Annotated in this window: 18 protein-coding genes (2 of these 18 running past the window's edge); 4 read left to right on the top strand and 14 right to left on the bottom strand. The window is 42.9% G+C overall.

Going from position 1 to position 20,000, the window contains the following annotated elements; all coding sequences use genetic code 11:
- The 10 genes from flhF to asd all read right to left on the bottom strand — a co-directional run.
- Positions 1-370, bottom strand: the beginning of a protein-coding gene (gene flhF, locus FHG67_RS09980; RefSeq protein WP_004499593.1) for a flagellar biosynthesis GTPase FlhF. It extends 929 nt beyond the left edge of the window; 370 of the gene's 1,299 nt are visible here — the first part of the coding sequence; its start codon is at positions 368-370; the stop codon falls past the left edge of the window.
- 51 nt (positions 371-421) lie between these two features.
- Positions 422-2,545, bottom strand: a complete 2,124-nt coding sequence (gene flhA / locus FHG67_RS09975) for a flagellar biosynthesis protein FlhA (protein ID WP_142499767.1) — start codon at positions 2,543-2,545, stop codon at positions 422-424.
- 9 nt (positions 2,546-2,554) lie between these two features.
- Entirely contained in the window at positions 2,555-4,033 is a 1,479-nt protein-coding gene (locus FHG67_RS09970) for an EscU/YscU/HrcU family type III secretion system export apparatus switch protein (RefSeq protein WP_142499766.1), read from the bottom strand.
- Positions 4,030-4,812, bottom strand: coding sequence for a flagellar biosynthetic protein FliR (fliR, locus tag FHG67_RS09965; protein ID WP_002556460.1), 783 nt, complete (start codon positions 4,810-4,812; stop codon positions 4,030-4,032). The genes FHG67_RS09970 and fliR overlap by 4 nt, the downstream gene beginning before the upstream one ends.
- A 6-nt stretch (positions 4,813-4,818) precedes the next feature.
- Positions 4,819-5,082: a flagellar biosynthesis protein FliQ gene (gene fliQ / locus FHG67_RS09960; RefSeq protein ID WP_002556446.1), complete on the bottom strand. Its 264-nt coding sequence runs from the start codon at positions 5,080-5,082 to the stop codon at positions 4,819-4,821.
- A complete protein-coding gene (gene fliP, locus FHG67_RS09955; RefSeq protein WP_026054453.1) occupies positions 5,079-5,873 on the bottom strand; it encodes a flagellar type III secretion system pore protein FliP in 795 nt (264 codons plus the stop codon). The genes fliQ and fliP overlap by 4 nt, the downstream gene beginning before the upstream one ends.
- A 40-nt stretch (positions 5,874-5,913) precedes the next feature.
- Positions 5,914-6,726, bottom strand: coding sequence for a flagellar biosynthetic protein FliO (gene fliO / locus FHG67_RS09950; RefSeq protein ID WP_142499765.1), 813 nt, complete (start codon positions 6,724-6,726; stop codon positions 5,914-5,916).
- A complete protein-coding gene (gene fliN, locus FHG67_RS09945; RefSeq protein WP_004495884.1) occupies positions 6,723-7,784 on the bottom strand; it encodes a flagellar motor switch protein FliN in 1,062 nt (353 codons plus the stop codon). The genes fliO and fliN overlap by 4 nt, the downstream gene beginning before the upstream one ends.
- A gap of 267 nt (positions 7,785-8,051) precedes the next feature.
- Positions 8,052-8,384: a DUF971 domain-containing protein gene (locus tag FHG67_RS09940; protein WP_004499576.1), complete on the bottom strand. Its 333-nt coding sequence runs from the start codon at positions 8,382-8,384 to the stop codon at positions 8,052-8,054.
- A 439-nt stretch (positions 8,385-8,823) separates the two neighbouring features.
- A complete protein-coding gene (asd, locus tag FHG67_RS09935; protein ID WP_036075371.1) occupies positions 8,824-11,055 on the bottom strand; it encodes an archaetidylserine decarboxylase in 2,232 nt (743 codons plus the stop codon).
- A gap of 64 nt (positions 11,056-11,119) precedes the next feature.
- Here asd and FHG67_RS09930 point away from each other — a divergent pair, with 64 nt between their 5' ends.
- Entirely contained in the window at positions 11,120-11,992 is an 873-nt protein-coding gene (locus FHG67_RS09930) for an LIC_11366 family protein (protein WP_004499591.1), read from the top strand.
- 400 nt (positions 11,993-12,392) lie between these two features.
- On the opposite strand, the gene FHG67_RS09920 is transcribed toward FHG67_RS09930, so the two are convergent.
- The 3 genes from FHG67_RS09920 to FHG67_RS09910 are packed head-to-tail and all read right to left on the bottom strand — an operon-like array spanning position 12,393 to position 16,565.
- Positions 12,393-14,528: a 7TM diverse intracellular signaling domain-containing protein gene (locus FHG67_RS09920; protein WP_004501431.1), complete on the bottom strand. Its 2,136-nt coding sequence runs from the start codon at positions 14,526-14,528 to the stop codon at positions 12,393-12,395.
- Positions 14,529-14,576: 48 nt separating this feature from the next.
- Complete coding sequence (locus tag FHG67_RS09915) at positions 14,577-15,773, bottom strand: sterol desaturase family protein (RefSeq protein ID WP_004499561.1); 1,197 nt, start codon at positions 15,771-15,773, stop codon at positions 14,577-14,579.
- 6 nt (positions 15,774-15,779) lie between these two features.
- Positions 15,780-16,565, bottom strand: a complete 786-nt coding sequence (locus FHG67_RS09910) for an SDR family NAD(P)-dependent oxidoreductase (protein WP_004499574.1) — start codon at positions 16,563-16,565, stop codon at positions 15,780-15,782.
- Between the two features lie 208 nt (positions 16,566-16,773).
- Between FHG67_RS09910 and FHG67_RS09905 the strand changes: the two genes are divergently transcribed.
- The gene (locus tag FHG67_RS09905; RefSeq protein WP_004495782.1) at positions 16,774-17,439 is read left to right on the top strand and encodes a glutathione S-transferase family protein; all 666 of its coding nucleotides are present in this window, start codon (positions 16,774-16,776) and stop codon (positions 17,437-17,439) included.
- A 74-nt stretch (positions 17,440-17,513) separates the two neighbouring features.
- Entirely contained in the window at positions 17,514-17,750 is a 237-nt protein-coding gene (locus FHG67_RS09900) for a hypothetical protein (protein WP_004495872.1), read from the top strand.
- On the opposite strand, the gene FHG67_RS09895 is transcribed toward FHG67_RS09900, so the two are convergent.
- Positions 17,747-19,702 (bottom strand): M3 family metallopeptidase, encoded by a 1,956-nt coding sequence (locus tag FHG67_RS09895; RefSeq protein WP_142499917.1) that lies wholly within the window; start codon positions 19,700-19,702, stop codon positions 17,747-17,749. The two genes, FHG67_RS09900 and FHG67_RS09895, sit on opposite strands and share 4 nt — an antisense overlap.
- Here FHG67_RS09895 and lsa23 point away from each other — a divergent pair.
- A protein-coding gene (gene lsa23 / locus FHG67_RS09890) for a surface adhesion protein Lsa23 (RefSeq protein WP_142499764.1) crosses the window boundary here: on the top strand, positions 19,686-20,000 show its start. It continues 399 nt past the right edge of the window; only the first 315 of its 714 coding nucleotides appear in the window; it begins with the start codon at positions 19,686-19,688; the stop codon falls past the right edge of the window. The two genes, FHG67_RS09895 and lsa23, sit on opposite strands and share 17 nt — an antisense overlap.

Below are 20,000 nucleotides of genomic sequence, written 5' to 3'. Positions count from 1 at the left end.
CCGGTTCAGTCATAACTTCTTCAAGTTCCCAAGAATCCTCAACGGTAGTAATCGTTTCCTTTTCTTCTAAAGCTCTGGAAAGAGGCTTTAAAGTTTGGAGTGTTTTCTTTTTCTCCGGAGCAGCGTAAGACTTTTGTTTTAAAAGATCCTTTAGATCCTGAAGTTTACGTTCTATTTTTTCACGAGAAGCCTGTTTTTCCGGAATACCGATTTGAATTTCGATCATCTTCTTAGCGAGAAGCCCCGTTCCCATCACTCCGCCTTCGGTAACTACGGTTTGAGAAATTACAGTCGCTTCCGAGCCGTACTTCATTTTCATTTCCATCAAACAGTCTTGGTAACTTTTACCGCGAATTTTAGCGAATTCCATATTTAACTCCCCGATCCTTTCCCTTTAGAAAGATCGAATATTCCAATAACTTCATGCTTCTTCCTCCACTCCCGCGGGCGCGGTTTGTGTTTGAGGAAGTTTGAGCTCGGCCTCTATAACCGAATCCACGGAAGAATGTATTTCTTCATACGCAAGAACTCCGAAATTACGAGGAGGAAACTCCTTTGCGAGCAGATACGAAAACGGCAAACGTACCTCCCGGTTCACTACGAAAATCGGAAACTTTCCTTCGATTCGAAACTTTCGATAGAGTTCGGCAACGCTATCAATCAATTTTCTGTAAAAATCGGGGGCCAGAGAAAGAATGTCTCTGTTTTCGATTCTATCCTGAGTGATCGATTTATTGAGCCGATCGAGGATTTTACTTTCGAGAGTAATCACCCGAAGTTTACCGTCCATGGAGAGATAATCCTTGACCACGGTTCTTGCAACGGACTGCCGCACCAATTCCGTGAGTATATACGGATTCTGATACTTGGATAAATTGTTTGCAATCGATTCAAGTATAGGCACGAGGTTTCTGATTCCAAGACCCTCTCTGAGAAGATTCTGCAACACTTGTTGGATGATTCCAAGGTTACCCGGTTTGTCCGCGTCCAATTCTCCGATGAGTGTCGGATAACTCGCTTTGTAATGATCCAGAAGTTTTTTGACTTCTTCCCTTCCGAGCAAGGTAGACGCGTGTGTCGCCAAGAGTTCTTTCAAATGCGTAACAACCACAGTGGATGCGTCGACCACGGTATAACCTTTCGCTTCGACTTCCGACTTATCTTCGGAGGAAATCCACTTCGCCTTTTGACCGAAAGAAGGCTCCAAGAAATCCTCTCCTTGAATCGATTCCGCCGCTCCCGGACTTGTGTTGAGAGCCATCAACTTGTCCGGTTTTACCGTGGAAGTTCCCACCTCAGTTCCGTTAATCTTGATCGAATACGTATCCGGATTCAGATCCAAGTTGTCTAAAATTCTCACGGGAGGAATTACAACTCCGTTGTCTTGAGCAAACTTTTTTCTGAGATTGCTGATTTGGTCCAGCAGCGCTCCGCCTTGGGAAGTATCGACTAACGGAATTAAATGATAACCGACTTCGATTTCGATCGGATCGGTTCTAAGTTCTTCGTAAAAATCTTTCGGTTTACGATCCTGACCGGATTCTTTCTCTTTTTTCTCGATCGATTCGAGTTGCTCCTTAACGGTTTGTTCAAGCGAATATCCCAAGTAAGCAATTCCCGCCGAGAGAAGAACCAGAGGAATAAACGGTAGTCCAGGAATAAATGCGGAAAATCCCAAACTTCCCGCAACCACATAAAGAACCTTGGAATTGCTGAAGAGCTGGCTTTTGAATTGAGTAGCGAGATCCGATTCGGAACCGGAACGAGTGACGATGATACCAGTTGCGACCGTTGTTAACAGCGCGGGAATCTGAGATACGAGTCCGTCTCCTATGGTAAACTTTCCGTAGGTTTCGATGGCCTGGGTGAAAGATTCTCCTCGAATCGAAGAACCTATGATCACTCCGCCTAACAGATTAATGGCGGTGATGATAAGTCCGGCTCGTACATCTCCTTGAACAAATTTACTCGCTCCGTCCATGGAACCGTAAAAGTCCACTTCGGCTTCTATCCTCTTTCTTCTTTTTTTGGCTTCCTCCTCGTTGATATTTCCGGAAGAAAGTTCCATATCGATCGCCATCTGCTTACCCGGTAAGGCATCCAAAGTAAAACGAGCCGCAACTTCCGAAATCCGAGTCGCACCCTTTGTGATCACCAGAATTTGGACAAGAACGAGAATGATGAATATGATAAACCCCACCACATATTTAGAAAGCCCGGACTCGCTTCCTATGATAAAAGATCCGAAAGCATCAATGACGTGGCTGTTCATCGCGGGACCTTTGGAAAGAATTTGTCTCGTAGTCGATACGTTGAGCGCAAGTCGATACAACGTAGTAATGAGAAGTAAACTCGGAAAGATCGAAAAATCAGCAGGTTCGTTGACCGAAAGCGAAGTCAGAAGAACCAAAAGCCCAACTGCCAAGCTAACAATAATCAAAATATCTAATATAAGCCCGGGAAGAGGAATAACGAGCATTGCGACGATCGCAACGGCTCCGACTCCTAAAATCACGTCAGATTGATTCCACCATTTCTTTTCCATAATTTCCTCTTATACGGCTTTCCGGAAAGATTCCAAACGAGAGAGAATGGTTGCGATCGCACGATAGAATTGCTGCGGAACTTCCGCCCCAAGTTCTACTTCCTCATAAAGTCCTCGTGCTTGAATACGATCTTCCACGGTGGGAACTCCGTTTTCTCTTGCGATTCGAATGATAAGAAGCGCAAAGTCGTCCACACCCTTTGCAATTACGATCGGCGCTTTGTGAATTCCGGGTTTGTATTCCAAAGCCACTGCAAAGTGAGTCGGGTTTGTGATGACAACGTCCGCTTCCGGAACCTTCGCGAGCATCTTTCGCTTATTCATCATATCACGAGCGAGCTGTCTTCTTCTTGCTTGAAGGGAGCGGTCTCCGTCGGATTCTTTGGCTTCTCTCTTTGCTTCGGAAGGAGTCATCTTTAAAGACTCTTCGTATTCGTATCTTTGATATAAATAGTCTACGATGCTGATCGCGAAAAGAATAATCCCTACGACCAAAAAGATCTTAAAAGAGCTACTCATCACGAGAGCAACCGCCTGTTCAAGTCCCATCTCTCCGGAAATAAGGATCGGAAAAAAATCCTTACTGATGATTATGTAAGAAACCCACGCAATCAATCCTACCTTTGCGAGGGATTTTCCCAAGTTAAAGAGTGTCTGACGTGTCGGAAGGACTTTCTTAAAGTTGGGTCTGATCCTACTGAAATTAAAACTCAAAGCGCGGGGCGTGAAGATAAATCCTACCTGTGCGACATTTCCAATCACAGCGCCGACTAACGTAATTCCGAGCAAAGGCCAGAGGAGAGTGAATAAATCCGTGGAAGCGTTCTTCAAAAGTTCGGTCACGGACTCGGAACTGATATCGGTTTTAAGTCCTACTCCGTGGATATATTTACGGAGAATATAAAACGTTCTCATGAAGAAATATTCTCCCATGAGATATATGAGGATTACTCCAGCGAGTAATACAACCGCCGCTGGAAGTTCGGGAGATTTGGGAACATTCCCTTTTTCTCGCTCTTCTCTTCTTCTTCGCTCGGACCCAGGCTCGGTTCGGCCTTCGTCTTCCGCTGCGAATAGTTGTAGATGGATTTTGAAATCGGCGGCGCGCGCGGTCACATAAACGGTGTTTGTCGGAGTTCCTAGAAATCGAGCGATCCATAGAGAGCGAGATTGCCAACGAGCAGCAAAGCGTTGCGAGTGGTTTCCAACAAAGTTGGAAAAGAGAGCGATCCATAGAGAACGAGATTGCCAACGAGCAGCAAAGCGTTGCGAGTGGTTTCCAACAAAGTTGGAAAAGAGAGCGATCCATAGAGAGCGAGATTGCCAACGAGCAGCAAAGCGTTGCGAGTGGTTTCCAACAAAGTTGGAAAAGAGAGCGACAACGTCTATGTTACAGAAGGCGTCGGAAGTACTACAAAATCTCCGAACGACAATACGAGTCTTCCTCCTAACTTCAAGAGTTCCTTTTTTCCAGAAAGTCATCTTCATTGTTTCGGCCATCCTTGAAGCATCAGATTGACTTTATCAAAGGACAAATCGAAAGCCGTCCCCATCTGTGAAATCAGATAAGGGGTAATAAAAATCATCACGATCAAGCCGATCGTAACTTTGATCGGAAAGGATAACTGCAAGATATTAAGCTGCGGAGCGGCCTTCCCCATCAAAGCTTCGGAAACAGTCACAAGCAGAATGATTCCGAGAACGGGAAGGGACAACTTAAACGCGACGAGAAACATCGCTCCGACCGCGTCTTCCATCGCCCTATAAATTCCGTTTTGAATCTCGGGAACAAATCTTAAAACCTGAATTTTCTCAAAGGAATATGCGAGACTTTCAAACATGATTCGATAGGCGCCGAGAGTCAAAAAGAGAAGCATTCCCAGAAGATTTTTAAGAGTACTGATCACAGGCAAACTAGTCTGGGTCACAGGATCCAAAATCTCCGCGTAACCGAAACCCAATTGAACGTTAAAAAATTCTCCTGCCATTTGAAATGCCGCAAAGATCAAACTAATCAAAAAACCGAGAAGCATTCCGATCAAAACTTCCGCGATAACCACAAGTCCATAGCTTCCCATATCCCCGGGAACGGGAGGCAAAAAACCGGCGGTCACCGGAAATAAAATCACGGAAACCAAAAACGAAAAAATCATCTTCTGAGGAACGCTGATGGAAGGATAGGAAAATACGGGCGCAACGGACAATAACCCCATCAATCTCGCAAGGATCAGCAGAAACGTTTGAAAATGATTGATAAAGTATTCCATAATATTCTAAAACTTTTCGATCATCAGAAATAAATTCCGAGTATAATCCGTCATAGTCTGAATCATCCAAGAGGAAAAGATCACGATCACTACAAAAACAGCCACGAGTTTGGGAACGAAAGCGATCGTAGGTTCCTGGATCGAGGTGGTGGTCTGTAAAATCCCGATGATCAAACCCACAACCAAAGCGGTAAGAAGAATCGGAGACGAGATTTTCAGAGTGATATAAAGCGAATCCCGTATGAGAGTCATTGCGTCGAGCTCCGTCATTTATAACTCCGGACCAATTCGTAAACAATCAGGTTCCAACCGTCCACAAGAACGAACAGAATCAATTTAAACGGAAGACTAACCATCACAGGAGGTAACATCATGAGACCCATGGAAAGAAGCGCAGATGCGACCACGAGATCGATCACGATGAACGGAATGAAAATGATGATTCCAATCCAAAAGGCCTTTTTGATTTCGCTTAACATAAATGCCGGGATCAAAACGTAGGAAGGAACGTCATCGAAGGATTCCACCTCTTCCACTTTTCCAATTTTTAAAAACAGAGCCACGTCTTTGGCGCCGGAGGTTCCGATTTGACGCATCATGAACTCACGGATAGGAACCATTCCTTTTTCAAAGAAAGAGTTCGTGTCGATTTTACCTTCCAAATACGGAGTCAAAGCTCTTTCATTGACCGTATTCAACGTAGGAGCCATGATAAAAAAAGTCATAAAAAGAGCGAGGCCCATCATCACCTGATTCGGCGGAAGATTTTGAATCGAAAGAGCCCTTCTCACAAAATCAAGAACGATCACTATCTTCGTAAAGGAAGTCAGGGACATCACGATCGCAGGAGCCAGGGAAAGAATCGTAACCAGAAACAGAACCATCAAAGAAAGACTTGTTTCTCTCGGGCTCTTTGCCTCGTTTACGTTAATGTTCAAATTAGGAATTGGAATTCGAGTTCCAGAAGATTGAGCCCCCAAAGAAGAACCTAGGGACAAACCCGCCACAAGCAGGAATATCCACATTATGTTCTTGATAAGTTTTTTATGTCTCATTTCCACCTGAAGAATCTTTCTTCCTTAAATTTTCGACTCTGTCACATCATTTCAAATCGAAAAGCCCGCTTTCAAGCGAGCTTGTTTTCTCTTTGAGTTCATCCAATTTCTTACGGGCCTGCCTTCGTTTCTCTTCCCGGACGACTTTCAACTTTTCGTTCGAATCGACCGACCCCTCTCCGGAAATCCGAGAATTCAAATCCTTGATCTGTTCGAGAACCGTAACTAAGAAACCTCCTTCGGGGGGTTGAAAGTTTTCTTTCTTTTGCAGAATCCTATGTTTGACTTCCGTATCCGTAATCTCCGTAATCAGGTTGATTCCGTTGTCCGCAACTCCGAGGACCAATAACTTTCCGGAAACGTCCACGATCTGAAGCTGCTTGTTCGGTCCGAGCATCATACTCGAAAGGAGACTCATCTCACCTCGGACCGGAAGGCGACCTTCTCTATTCTTGGATACATATTTTAGAATATAATAAAGTGCCACACAAAGCAATCCAAGAATGAAAACGACTCGAAACAAAGTTCCGGCGATTCCGGGCCCTTCGTCTTGAGTTTTATAACGTTCCGCGACCGGATTTGTCTCCGTTTCAGCAGAATTATTTGGAGAAGATTTTACTCCGGCAGAAGGAGCTTCCGTTTTGGAGGAGCCGGTTTTTTTCACATCGGAATCTGTCTCCAAATTCTTATTTTCATCTTTGGCAGAAGAGCGCCCCAACTCTTTTTTGAGAGCCTCATCCATAAGCTCCCTTTCGGATTGAGCGGCCAAAGAAGCAACAGTAAAATTGAATATAACTAAAACCGCAAGGATGGGAAAGGTTTTCCTTCCATCCATTTCAAAGATGCCTAAAAACCTCACTTGCCCTCCGGCTTGATCCGATCGATAGGACTTACGATATCCGTTACGCGCACTCCAAAGTTTTCGTCGATAACAACAACCTCGCCTTTCGCGATCAGTTTTCCATTTACCAAAAGATCCACAGGTTCGCCCGCGAGTTTGTCCAACTCGATGATGGAACCCTCGCCCAAACCTAAGATATCTTTGATATACATCTTGGTTCTTCCTAACTCCACCGTTACGCTCATCTGAACGTCCATGAGAAGATTTAGGTTCGGAGTGTTCGACGCGCCGCTCGCGGTTCCTAAATTCGGGAACGCAACCGACTTAACCGACATGGAACCTGGAGAGATTCCCATCCCCATTCCACCCATTCCCATCCCGCCAATATCGCCGCCGTTACTTCCGGAGCGGCGATAAAGATTCAACAAATCCGAGGCAGTGGATAGGGAAAGTAAGAATTGAACTCGAAAGGAAGGAATACTTTCGATGGTAAGATTAAAAAAGACACGCACCATAGTTTCTCCGTCCGGTAGAACCAGCGCAGCAGGAGAAGTTACATTTCTAGTTTCAGAGGGAGAGCCATTCACCCCGCCCCCGGTTTTCGTGCTAATTTGAGAAATTAAGGCCCCCATTACGGGAGTAAGAGAATCTCGAAGTGTCTGTATTTGGGCTTCGTCCAACTCTCCCGACTCAAAGCCACCCATCATAGAATTTGCGATTTTCACCGCATTTTCCGCAGACATCGTAAGAACGATTCTCCCGTTTACGCTTCCGGACAGAGTAGAATATAAAAGAAAAGATCCGGATTTAAGTTCGGATTCCACATCCTTTCGAGACTTGGTTTCCACATTCGGATTTAAAAATGCAGAAGAGCGAGAAAGAACGGCACCTAACGTATTCCCAGCGACTTGAAAACAGGAAGAAAGAAGATCCGACAGAATATCCCGATCCACGGGAGACAATCCTGGAACTTCTTTTTGTGCGGCACTAGATGCGACCGCGCCCGAATCAAATGAATCACTTGCTCCGGCGAGTAATGCGTCAATCTCTTCCTGTGAAAGGGAACCTTCACCCATTTTGGGAACTCTCCCGGGAATTTTAGTTTATGGGACATAAGAAAAGGATTTTTGTCACCCCTTTTTTTCTTCCCAGTCTGATTCCATCTAATTTTCGGGCGAAAACAACCTTTTTTCGGAAAAACAAACCCATACCGCAATTAAGAAGGCTTAAGGTTATGAAACCAACCGGTACCTATCCTATCTTCTTTCTATCGAGTGTGTGAGTTCCTACCAATTCCATCTCTGACCCAAGTTTTACATGTCGCTTTCGAGTGAATGAATCGATCAATCTTCTTTCACAAGCTCCCCTCCCAAACCATCCGCAAACATTCTCAAAGAATCATAAGAATAAATGCCCGTTTGATGATTGTCGCTCCAGATTGGATTGATCGCGTATCTTCCGACTTTGTTGACGGAATAAAGTCGAATCGACTGGATCCCCCCGGTAGTAGTTCCTACTTTTCCTCCGTGTCCCCCTTTACAAACGACACAAGGACAACGCTTTCTAAGATCCAACAAATCGAAGACCGAAGTCACTCCGTCTTTCCAAATGATCTTCAGATAATTCTCATCAAAATCAATCTGATCGGGTGTGGTCGCTTTTAAACTCAGTCGCATCATTTTCATCCATAATTACACTTTTCCATCGGAACGGTTCATACGAGTAATTTCAAAATCGCATTTGGCATTTTCTAATCGTTTTTATATCATTTCAGTATAAGATCGTTTTCCAAAAATAAAATCCTAACTTCAGATCACCAATCCTTATAACCTACTATACGTTCCTGAAAATGATTCTTTTCTTGTTTTACAGACGACAATCTTTCAAAATCGAGTGGAAAGTTTTTGAAATAACTTCTAACTACTTAACGTGAGTTCGGCGTAAAAAAGTTTGGACGAATCGCTCGCAACCGCGCTTAAACTCAATGTTGCTGCCTAATAAACTCAGTGAAACGGCTTTCTAAGGGCGCCGTTAACTCAGCGAAGCCTCTCTATGGATCGGCATTCAGGTCGCAACATAATAATCGCTTTCGCATTTTGTTATACCGAACTCACGTTACTTAGGAAGTTTGCACTTTTTTTCTCCGAATCTTCCGATCGTGGTTCCATAAGTAATTTTCTCATTCATGGTAAGCGCATCGAACTGAAAAGTATCTTTTTCCATAAGAAGAATCACCGTTGATCCCATTTCGAACCGCCCTAGTTCGGCTCCCTTGTCGATCATGATCGAAACTTCCTTATATTCCACGGTTCTCGCAGTTCGAATGAGACTGTTCGTCACGATCTTATTGTCGTAAGTCACTCGAATTCTTCCCACATTCGAAGCACCCACCTTGATGACAGCCACCTTTCCGTACTCGGTTTGCAGATAGGTGATCAATCTTTCGTTCTTCGGAAAAAGCCCTCGAATGCCAAAAACCGCAAGCTCGTTTACCGGAAATAACTTTCCGGGCTCGTAGTAATAACCCAAAATTTTTCCATACGCAGGAGAATGTATCCTATGATAGTCCTGAGGTGAAAGATAAAATGTGATGTATTTTCCGTTCGTAAAATCGTCTATATACTTCGACCCGCCTCCCCCTAAAAGCTCCTTCAGATTATAGTCAACCCCCTTGGCTTGAATGATAATCCTTTGATTGATATCCCCATAACCGGTAATCCTCGCGTCCACGGGAGATACCATTTCGTTGTCCGCGGAATCTATGATCCTAGCTCCCGCCTTTAAGGCCCTCGTGAAAAATGCGTTGAGAGAATTATATTCCTGGATTTCGAATTCCGCCTCATCAACGTTGATTTTATACGCTCTTGCAAACGCCTTCAAAATCGGGATCAAAAGAAAACGCGGAAGCCTGAAAGAGGCAAGAAGTCCAAATAAGAGAGAAAGTAAATTCTTAGGAACGACGGACAATATTAGAAGATAAAAATCTTTTAAAACTTCGTATCTCGCTCCGCTTTCCGCCAAGAATCGTTTTAACTCCATTCTCGCGATTTTCTCAAGCAAAACCAAAGAAATCAAAACCGGAACGGCGGCAATGATCGAAAGAGAATACCCCAAACCGAAAACTTCAAAAAGAATCCAATCTCCATTCTTCACATAGAGATAAGCGGCGAAAAGAATCGTAACCAGAAAGAGTATTCTAAAAAAGTTCGCAAATCTTTCCCCAAACATATAGAGCGCATTCTGCTCTCCCGTGTAAAACCAACCAGCGATCGAAACGATCCCGAATAGTAAAAAAGAACCGAAAAAAGCGAGGTTTACGGGACTGGTATGTCCTTGAAACAAAGCGTTTAAAAATACAACTTGCTCTTCCATCTTAAACGCACCATAGGAAGAAAGCACGTAGATCACGAGTGTGGAAATGATAAAACCTTCAAAAAAGGTAGCAAGCATACTCACGAGACCTTGCTTCGCCGGATAATCCGTTCTTACGACTCCGGATAATCCGGCGCTTTTGCCGATCCCGGTTTCCGTGGAAACGAAAAACATTCCAGAAGCCATACCGAAAATTCTCGCAAGAACCAAACTTCCTCCCGTAAGCGCAGCCGCAGGTTGAAACGCTTCTTGAAACGACAAGCGGAGAAAATCCTCGAAGTTCATCAGGGAATTTTTAAACAAAAAGAAACATCCGGAAAAAAACAAAAGAATCCCAATCGGAGCCAGATACGCCGAAACTTTTCCGACTCTTCTTACCCCGCCTAACACAATAAATACGAGAATCACGGACAACAAAAACGGAACCGTCATTCCAGTTATCTCGAAAGCTCGATTTGTGATATGAGTCACATACAACATCGGCACCGCTCCGCCCATCACAAGTACCGTCAAAAGCCCTACGGTCGCAAAACCCATAGCAAGCCATTTCGCTTTCAGCGCTCTTTCAATGAAATACATCGGGCCGGAAAGATATCTTCCGGATGCGGTTTTGGTTCTAAAGCGAATCGCAAGAGTGGAAGAGACAAATCGAAGAGGCATGATGAAAAAGGAAGAAATCCAAATCCAAAATAAAACTCCCGGCCCCCCGATCATCAAAGCCAAAGCAGATCCGATCACCGAGCCCGGAACGAGGGAAGACGCGGTTCCAGAAAAGAACGCTTGGGAGTGAACCAGCCTTCCGCGAGAACCCTTATGATCCATATTGCCTGAGAAAATTTTTACGGCGAGAAAGAAAAACCGGAGTTGTGGGAAGCGAAGTCTGAACGTTAGGAAGATCCCGATAAAACTCAAGAAATAGAAAAAGAATCTGACTAAATCCCAATCGAAAAACTGAAAAAAATGAAATTGCAACATTGGTCCTACCCGATAGGAAGAAAATCCGCTTTGTATGGAAGTCCTTGCTAGAAATCCTGTAATTATGAGGGCTACCAGCAAAATTTTCGGGATCTTCTTGAGTGTCTTATTTTTTTTCCTCTTTCCCAAATCCATTTTAAAGGCGGAAAGCGAATTTCCCAAAACAAAAGCCCATTCCTCCAAACCCGCATTGGAACTACCAAGCCTAGAGGAACATTATTGGGAACTCGGACTCAGGGCAGGAATCGGATATAAAGGAGAAGATAGGCTCAATTCTTTCTTGAGAGGTTTTACCGACACCTACGATCCTAGAATCGCTTCCAAAACCGTACTCGATCCTCCAAACCGAATTTCTCAGGGAGAATTATTCCTTCGTAAAAAAATCTCTTCCGAAAGTTGGGCCGGGCTCATCGGCGGTTACAGAGAATGGCAAAAGTTCGGATTGAAACAATTTTCTTCGGAACCTTTTTACACGGATTTAAGTTTTAAACTTTCGAATCCTTACTTTCTTCTGATGTATTGGCACGAATGGAATTATAAACGCTGGATCTTTCAAAGCGGTCTTGGGATCGGAATGTCTCAAGTATATTGGGATTCCAAAGGATACGCAACTTCGGTAAAAGAAACCTTTCGCCAGGAAGGTTCTTTGTCCGGAACCGGAATCGAATTCCGTTTGGAAGGAGCCGTCAGCAGAAAGATCACCGAATCCACAAGCCTTCAACTGGGCGTCGCACTTTCCTGGATCAACATTCCTTCCTTATCCGGAACCTTTAACGGGGAATCTGCGAGTTTTTATCTGAATGAAAACGGAAATGTGACTCTTCTTACAGAATCCGCAAACCAAGCCGCTATGTTAGCGACCCGCCAATTTTCTCGCAAATTGGAATTTCAAGTTTTGACAACTACCCTTTTCTTAGGAGTCTCTCAGAAATTTTAATCCTTATTTTTTGAATCTACTCTTTATAAATCAATCATCCAATTACCAACGTCAATCGACATCCGCGAACTAGTCACAAATCTATAAAAGACGAAAACCGATTCCAACTTCAAAAATTTAGAATGTTTTTCAGACAACTTCCGCGAAAACTTTTTCATATCAAAAAACACAAACTCGGGAATTATTTTTCAAAACCATATAACAAAATCGCCAACACAACTTCGTTCCAAAGCCCCTTCCTACTACACTCGTAAAATATTCAAAAAATGCCAGGGGCTCCTCAATACAGCTTAAAAAAGTATAATTCAAAACCGTATACCAAGTTCCTATCCATGAAAATTTCACGAATGGGCCTATTCGAACAAACGATATAAAAGTTTAAGTACGCTCGCATTTTCGCTTAAACGTTGAAAGACGTTTTTTCCCGTTTGTACCGAAGCGGTTTTTTGAGATACTTAATCAAAAGAACCCGATTTCCTTTTTCGTTAAACCGAACAATATCGAAAACGGACCGGGTCATTAGGATTCCACGACCGTGCGTCAAACTTGTTTCGTTCAACTTCTCGATATCTAAATTTAGAATTTTCCTATAATCGAAACCTTCTCCCTCGTCGCCGATTAGAAAGCCGATTCTACGAGCGTTCAAAGAATACGAGACTTTGACCGTCCTACGGTTGTAGAACGGTTCTTTCTGACGTCCCTGAATGAGCTCAAGATAACGTCCCTCGTCCAAAGCCTCCGTTTTTTCGTCAAAACTGATCGCAAGATTTCCGTGTTCGATCGAATTAATTATGATTTCTCGGATACAAGTCCGAATCGCAATCACAACTTCCGTCCCTACAAAACGGGCAAGATTCACTGTCAAAAAACGACTCAAAAGATCTGCGTTCCTAAGATAATTATTTAAGGTGAAATGCATGGATTCGCTTACGATGAATCTAGCAAAAACGTCCTCGTTTAGTTCATAAGCTTTTCCTAAAATACACTTCTCACTTCCGAGATCCAAAAGCTGAAGTCGAACCCGAATCTGACGCGGCTCCAAAACGAATTTCTGCCTGAATTCCGCGGTGAATTCCGAACTTTTTCCCGTCGTCAAAAGCTCTTCGATTTTATCTCGAGCTAAAATTTTGGCATAAGAAGCGTTTTTGACTCCAGACACAAAGATCAGGTCCAAAAAATCCCAACCTATCACTTCTTCCGGATCAAATCCCAAAAGCCTTCCGATGGCTTTATTCGCATTGCGAATTTTCCCGTTCGTATCCATCGTAAAAAGAAATTCTTCCGATTCCTCAAAAAGATTTTTAAAACGTTTTTCGGAACGCTCCGCGACTCGTTTTGCAAAACGAAGCTCTCTGACTTTCACAGTTAAAGTTCTGGATAATATCTTTACACGATCGGCAAGACCGAGCCCCATAAGAACCACATGAAGCAAGGAGGAGATTTCTATCACCCAAAACCGCAAAGAAAAATTTTTAAACCAACCGCTTTCTAGAAATAAAAACAAAATCATGCCGGAAAATAAAACTCCCCAGGCAAATAGAAAATAGGAAACACTTCCCTGAGTGAAACTTCGTATTCCGTTGATAAAAAGAAGAACCATACAACCGAGAGTCATAGACAATCCGATCCAAATCCCGAATCGTTCCGGAACAAACGGAGAACACAGAGCAAAAAGCAGAAGTAAAACTTGAGAATATCGAAATAAACGAAACGATGTCTTGGATCGATTTTTCAGATCCAGATAGACGCTCACGAATAAACACATTAAAAAAAGAGAAATCAGAAAAAAGAACGGAACACTCGAATTTGTCCAAAATACGGCGTCCGGCCAAAGGACTTGAAACCCAAACCCTTCCAAAACGAACTGGAAAAAAGAAAACCCGGAGATATAGGAGGCAAAATAGAAATAACTTTTTTCCTTTGTATAAAAATACAAAAGAAGATAATAAAACGCCAGTATCAGCATGGAACCGAAAAAAAGTCCGAATAAGAACTGTTCGAAGATTACTTTTTTGTAAAATGTGTCGGCCGAGTAGTAACGGAAAGAAAGTTGAATCCTGGAATCCGACTTGATTCTTAAAAAAACGAACTTATTCGTTTTAGGAAGAGCTACGGAAAAAAAGACCGGATTTCGGTACTGAACCGGGCGAAGCGCAAATGGAATTCCATCCCCGGCTCTATAAAAGGGAGACTCCCCCATCTTGAAATCGTAATATTCTATAAGATCCACGTCGGGAAACTGATATTCGAGAATCCAACGAATCGACCGATCCGAAGAATTTCCTACGTTCAACCGAATCCAAATTACGGAATCCGTATATCCTAATGAACTTATATTACCGGAATTGAATTTTCCTTCCTCCGCCAAAGACCTAATCTGGGAAAAACTCAAACTTCCGGAAGAGTCTTCGAAATATTCAAAAGAATCCTCCAATCCGAAGAGAGAATCATCGAGACGAGCGAAGTCGATCCCAAACAACGGATACGAAACAAAGTAAACACAAAAAAGGAATATAGAGATTGTCGTTTTTCGCACAGATACAACCTACCATTTTTAGGTCATAATTTCAAATTGGACCTTTGCTCAAACGAAAAACAAAATCCAGGAAAGAACGATTCCCCCCAAAAGAAGAAAAGCGATTCGAAACCTTCCTCTTGGACTTCCGTCTAACACAAACCCGGTATGCTTGAATCCGTAAAAGATATATGCGATTACGGGAATAATTTTCCAAAGAACCAAATTCCCGGATCTGAAAAATTTCAGCAACAGCAAGGAAAGAACGGTCCAAAGAAGAAATTCCAAAACTCCTAAAACGGTCTTTTGGTCGGATACAATCGGATCGAATTTTTCATATCGGCTTCGATCGATTTCTTGGGGGAGAATGGAAGGTCCGAGACTCGTCGGTCTCCATCCGGGCGGTTTGAGAAGAACAAGAACTTTCTCCTTGAAACTCTTCGTTTTTTGTATCAAAGAAAAAATCTCTTCGTAAACGTGAAGATTCGTGTACACGGGATCGAATGTAGTCACCGGCTTTGTAAGCCCATATATCGGTTCTTCTTCCTCTCTCGCAAAAGAACCGAAAATTCGATCCCAAAAAATCAAAATCCCTCCGTGATTCTTATCGATGTATTTTGGATCCCTTCCATGATGCACCCGATGATGCGCCGGAGTAACCAAAATTTCCTCCAAAAATCCGAGCTTTCCGATCAATCTCGTATGCACCCAAAATTGGTAGATCTTTAAAATCCCGTGAGCCAATAAAAATGCCTGCCAAGGAACTCCGCAAAATGCAATCAAAAGATTAAAGGTATATTCGAAAACCCTCTGAAAACTAGACTGCCGCAAAGCGACGGCAAGATTGAATTCTTCGCTGGAATGATGCGTTACGTGACAAGCCCAGAGGAAATTAATTTCATGCGTAGCCCTGTGAAACCAATAGTAAACGAAATCCACCATTAAAAATACGAAAATCCAGCCGGTCAAATTTCGAAATCGGATTTGAATACTTCCATTCTCCAATAAAAACGGAGACCCCAAAGGGATTTCCGGAATCCCGAATAGAACTTGCAAAGAACAGAATATTCTAAATTTATCATATATCCAAAGGGAAACGACCGTTACAAGGATCCCGGTCAAAGAAAATAAAACGCCAGTGCTTAAATCGGCAACCGTATCGTTCCACCGATATACTTTTTTTCCGACCACCCGGGAATAAAAAACCTCCAATCCGATCAAAACCAGAAAAAAGGGAACCGCCAAATCTAGAATCGATCCTTGCATCTTTGTTCAATCGTTTTTATTCAAAAATTTCGCAATCTTACGGATAACGAATCGGGGGGTGATCCTTACACTTTGGGCCAATATTTTGTTCAAAGCTCCCGATATTACGACCGGTTTTCCTCTTTTCAAAGCGTCGTATCCGATTTCAGCGACATCTTTCGCGTTCATAATCGGAGCAATCGGATTATTCAAAAATTTCGACTTGGTTATCTCCGCTCTTTCGAAAAATTCGGTTTTCGTAGGTCCGGGACAAAGGGCGGTTACCGTTACTCCGTCCTTATAAACGTCTTCGTAAACTGCTTCCGAAAAAGACAACACATAGGCTTTCGTCGCATAATAATTCGCCATGTTCGGCCCGGGTTGAAACGCCGCAGTGGACGCTACGTTCAAAATTTTCCCATTTTTACGCTCCACCATACCCTGCAAAAAAAGATGTGTCAACTCAACTAAAGAAGCAATGTTCACTTGGACCATCTGAAGTTCTTTCCGCAAATCCATTCGATCAAATCTTCCGCTCGTTCCAAAACCTGCGTTGTTCACAAGAATTTCCACAACCGCTTTCGATTTTTTCGCGAAGTCAAAAATCTTTTTGGAAGCCTTCGGATCCGTAAGATCCATGGAAAGTGTATCCACTTTTACCTTAGCTGACGATTCGATTTCCTTCTTTACCTTCTTTAAAGTTTTTTCGTTTCTTGCTACGAGAATCAGATCGTAACCATCCGCCGCGATAAGCTTACTGAGTTCATAACCGATTCCGACCGTACCGCCCGTAATGATTGCCGTTTTTACCATGTATAGATTTCCTCTTGCGGTCGAAATTAATCGCAGGAAAAAAGAGAGAAAGACTTTTTTTGGAAAGAGTCAAAGACGACGATTCGATGTTAGCCTGTTAGGAATTTAAAAAACTTTCCAATCATGAATATTCGGGCTTTAAGACAAACCGTCAAATCGCCCGGAAAAAGTGTTTGCCAACGAACATTGATTCTTATTTTTCCTTTCCATGATCAAACTGTACGGCTCAAACATCAGCAACTATGTAAACAAAGTAAAGCTGGGACTTTTGGAGAAAGGATTAGAATACGAACAAATTAGGGTTTCTCCCTCTCAAGACGAAGAATTTTTAAAGATCAGCCCGATGGGAAAAATTCCGGTTCTGGAACTAGACGGAAAATTCATATCCGAATCCGGAGCTATTTTAGAATTCTTAGATACGATTTTTCCCCAAGCACCAAAACTAATCCCGGAAGATCCCTGGGAAGCCGCAAGGGTCAGGGAAATTACGACGATGATAGAGATCTATCTGGACATTCCCGCGAGAAGAATCTATCTTCTGAGCATGAAAGGAAAAGCCGTTTCTCCCGAATTGATCGAAGAAGTTCATCCGATTCTGGTCAAAGGAGTAAAAGCGCTTCAAAGAGTGGTCCGATTTTCCCCTTATATCGCAGGAAACGTTTTTACGATGGCGGACTGCTCTGGTTTTGCAAATCTATCTATGATCGACGAAGAACTGCGCCCTTTTTACCCGAACAATCATCCCTTGGATTTGTTAAACGATTGGAAAGAATACTCTACATTTATGAAAACAAAAGAGGGTCCGGGGCTCGTGGAGAAGGAAAAACAGACTCTTAAAAAAATCATCGCAAGAGCCAAAGCAAGAATCGAATGAACGCCGAAATTCTGAGCGGCCGTTTAAAATTGATTTGACTCTCTCAGTACGCAAAATAGCCTACTGTGGTTTCTATGGAACCAGAAAAAGTAATTTCGATCCCGATCCGAGAACTTTCTCATCTAAAAGTTCTTTTGGCAGGTTGGTATAATTTCCTAAAGGAAAACTACGATCAAAAACAGATCGACCAGAATGAATTCAAAGACGCACTTCGCAGTAATGTCGTTTATAACATCGACCAGGATCAGGTCGAAGTTCTCCTGGCGGGAAAGGAAACTCTCCTCCAAAATTTCAGGAAAAGTCTTTCCTAATAACTTTCTTTTAGTTCGTAAAGTTTGAGAAGAGATCCGACTTCCGGATCTCTTCCTAAAAGTCGTCTGAAAAGAACCATCGCGTTTTCACTTCCTCCCTTTTCCAAGATTTCCGTAAAATATGCGTTACAAAGTTCCGGATCAAAGATTCCTTTGTCGACAAACGCGAAAAAGGCGTCCGCACTCATCACTTCGGCCCATTTATAACTATAATATCCCGCGGCATAACCTCCGGCAAAGATATGGGAAAATCCGTTTTGAAAACGATTGTATTCAGGCGGAATCACTACCGCAACTTCTTTGCGAACATTCTGAAGAATGGAATGTACGTCTTCTTCGGTATAATTTTTTTCGTGAATGAGAATGTCGAAAAGAGAGAATTCGAGTTGTCTTACGATCCCCATTGCGGAAAGAAAGTTTTTAGTCTCCTTAAGTTTCGCGATCATAGAATCCGGAATCGTTTCTCCGGTCTTATAATGTCTTCCGAATATCTTCAGAACTCCCGCTTCAGTCGCGAAATTTTCCAAAAATTGGGAAGGAAATTCTACCGCATCCCACTCGACACCGCTGATTCCACTGACCGGAGGTTCTTCGATTTTCGTACAAAGATGATGTAGCGCGTGCCCCATCTCGTGGAAAAAAGTGACCACGTCCCTATGCTTTAAAAGAGAAGGTGAATCTTTCGTAGAAACCGGAAAATTACAAACTACGAACGCCGTCGGAAGAACTTCCTCATTCGCGATTCGATTTCTAGAATGCCAATCGTGCATCCAAGCCCCGCCTTGTTTGTCTTTGCGGGATTCAAAATCCAAATACAACCGGGAGAGAAGTTTCCCCGATCGATAAAGGTCGTATACCTGAACTTTTTCCTCCCAAACCTGAGCGGACGTTTTACGAAATTCCAATCCGAAAAGTTTATTCAAAAATTGGAATGTTCCGGAAACGACGCTTTCTTTCTCAAAATAAGGACGGGTTTCCTCTTCGTCGAAATCGAATCTGGATTTCATCAATTTCTCGCTCACAAATGCAGCATCGTAAGCCCGAAGAGAATCTATCCCCAAGGTCTTCGCAAAATTCGAAAGATCGACAAATTCCCTTTCCGCGATCGACCTCACTTGTTTTGCAAGATCCCTCAAAAATTTCAAAACCGTCTTCTCGGAATCGGCTACCTTGGTCGCCAAAGAAAGTTCCACGTAATGACGATAACCAAGCAGTTTTGCAAGTTCGTTCCTTAACAAAAGTATGTCCTCAATCAGTTTTCCGTTTTGAGGCGCCCTCGTAGTATAAGCCTTATATAAGGATTCTCGAATAGATCGATTCGGACCGTGGGTAATATACGCCATGTAACTCGGCATATGAAGTGTGAAACGATATTTTCCGTCCTGCGTTTTAGCCGCGTTCAAATCCGATTCGGGAATTCCTTCCACATCCTCAAGACGATCCAAAACGAGTTCGAAGGAATTAGTCGCATCCAGCAGATTCTGAGAAAACTGATTGCCCAGATCGGAAAGACGAACCTGAATCTCCTGAATTCTTTTTTTAATTTCCGGTGGAAGTCCGATTCCGCTCAACTTAAACTGCGTGACGGCGTCCTGTAATACCTTTTTTTGAGGAACGTTCAAGGTATCGTTTTCATTTTTTAAAATTTCCTGATATACGAGATTCAATTCCTCGTTTTGGCCCAAGTCGGAATAAAAAGCGGTGATTTCGGGAAGTACCTCGGCATAAAGAGCCTGGATTTGCTCGGAATTTTTTACACTGTTGAGATGGGCAAGAACCGTGAACTCAATCTGCATCTCTTGCACAAGATCATTCAAAGGACGAATGACGCGATCGTAAGTTCTTTCCTTTTTTCCAAGGAGAATCGGAAGTTCCTCCCGAATCTTTCCGATCTTTTTTAAGATCGAATTTTTAGTTCCTTCTGGATCATCTGTTTTGAATTCCGGTAACATCTCCGTCAATTTTCCTCCGCCCTTCGAAACTTCATCCATTTTTTCAGGTTTGACTCGAAACCTACCGATTGTAAAACACGAACCTATGTTTGCAAATCGACTTTTGCGATTCGGATTCTCCGTTTTCTTTTCTATCGGATGTTCTTATACAAAGAACCAACTTCCTACGTTTTCCCCAAACTTGGAATGTTCACAAAAAGAACTTCCTCTCTTTATCCAACCGATCCGCGATATCGAAAACGGGAATAGATTGGAAATTATTTATTGCAGCCGAAGAGAAACCCCTTTTGGAAAAAGA

The organism is Leptospira weilii, from assembly GCF_006874765.1.
Taxonomy (GTDB): domain Bacteria; phylum Spirochaetota; class Leptospiria; order Leptospirales; family Leptospiraceae; genus Leptospira; species Leptospira weilii.
Note: the sequence above shows the minus strand (reverse complement) of the source record. Positions and strands in the feature narration are given on the sequence as shown.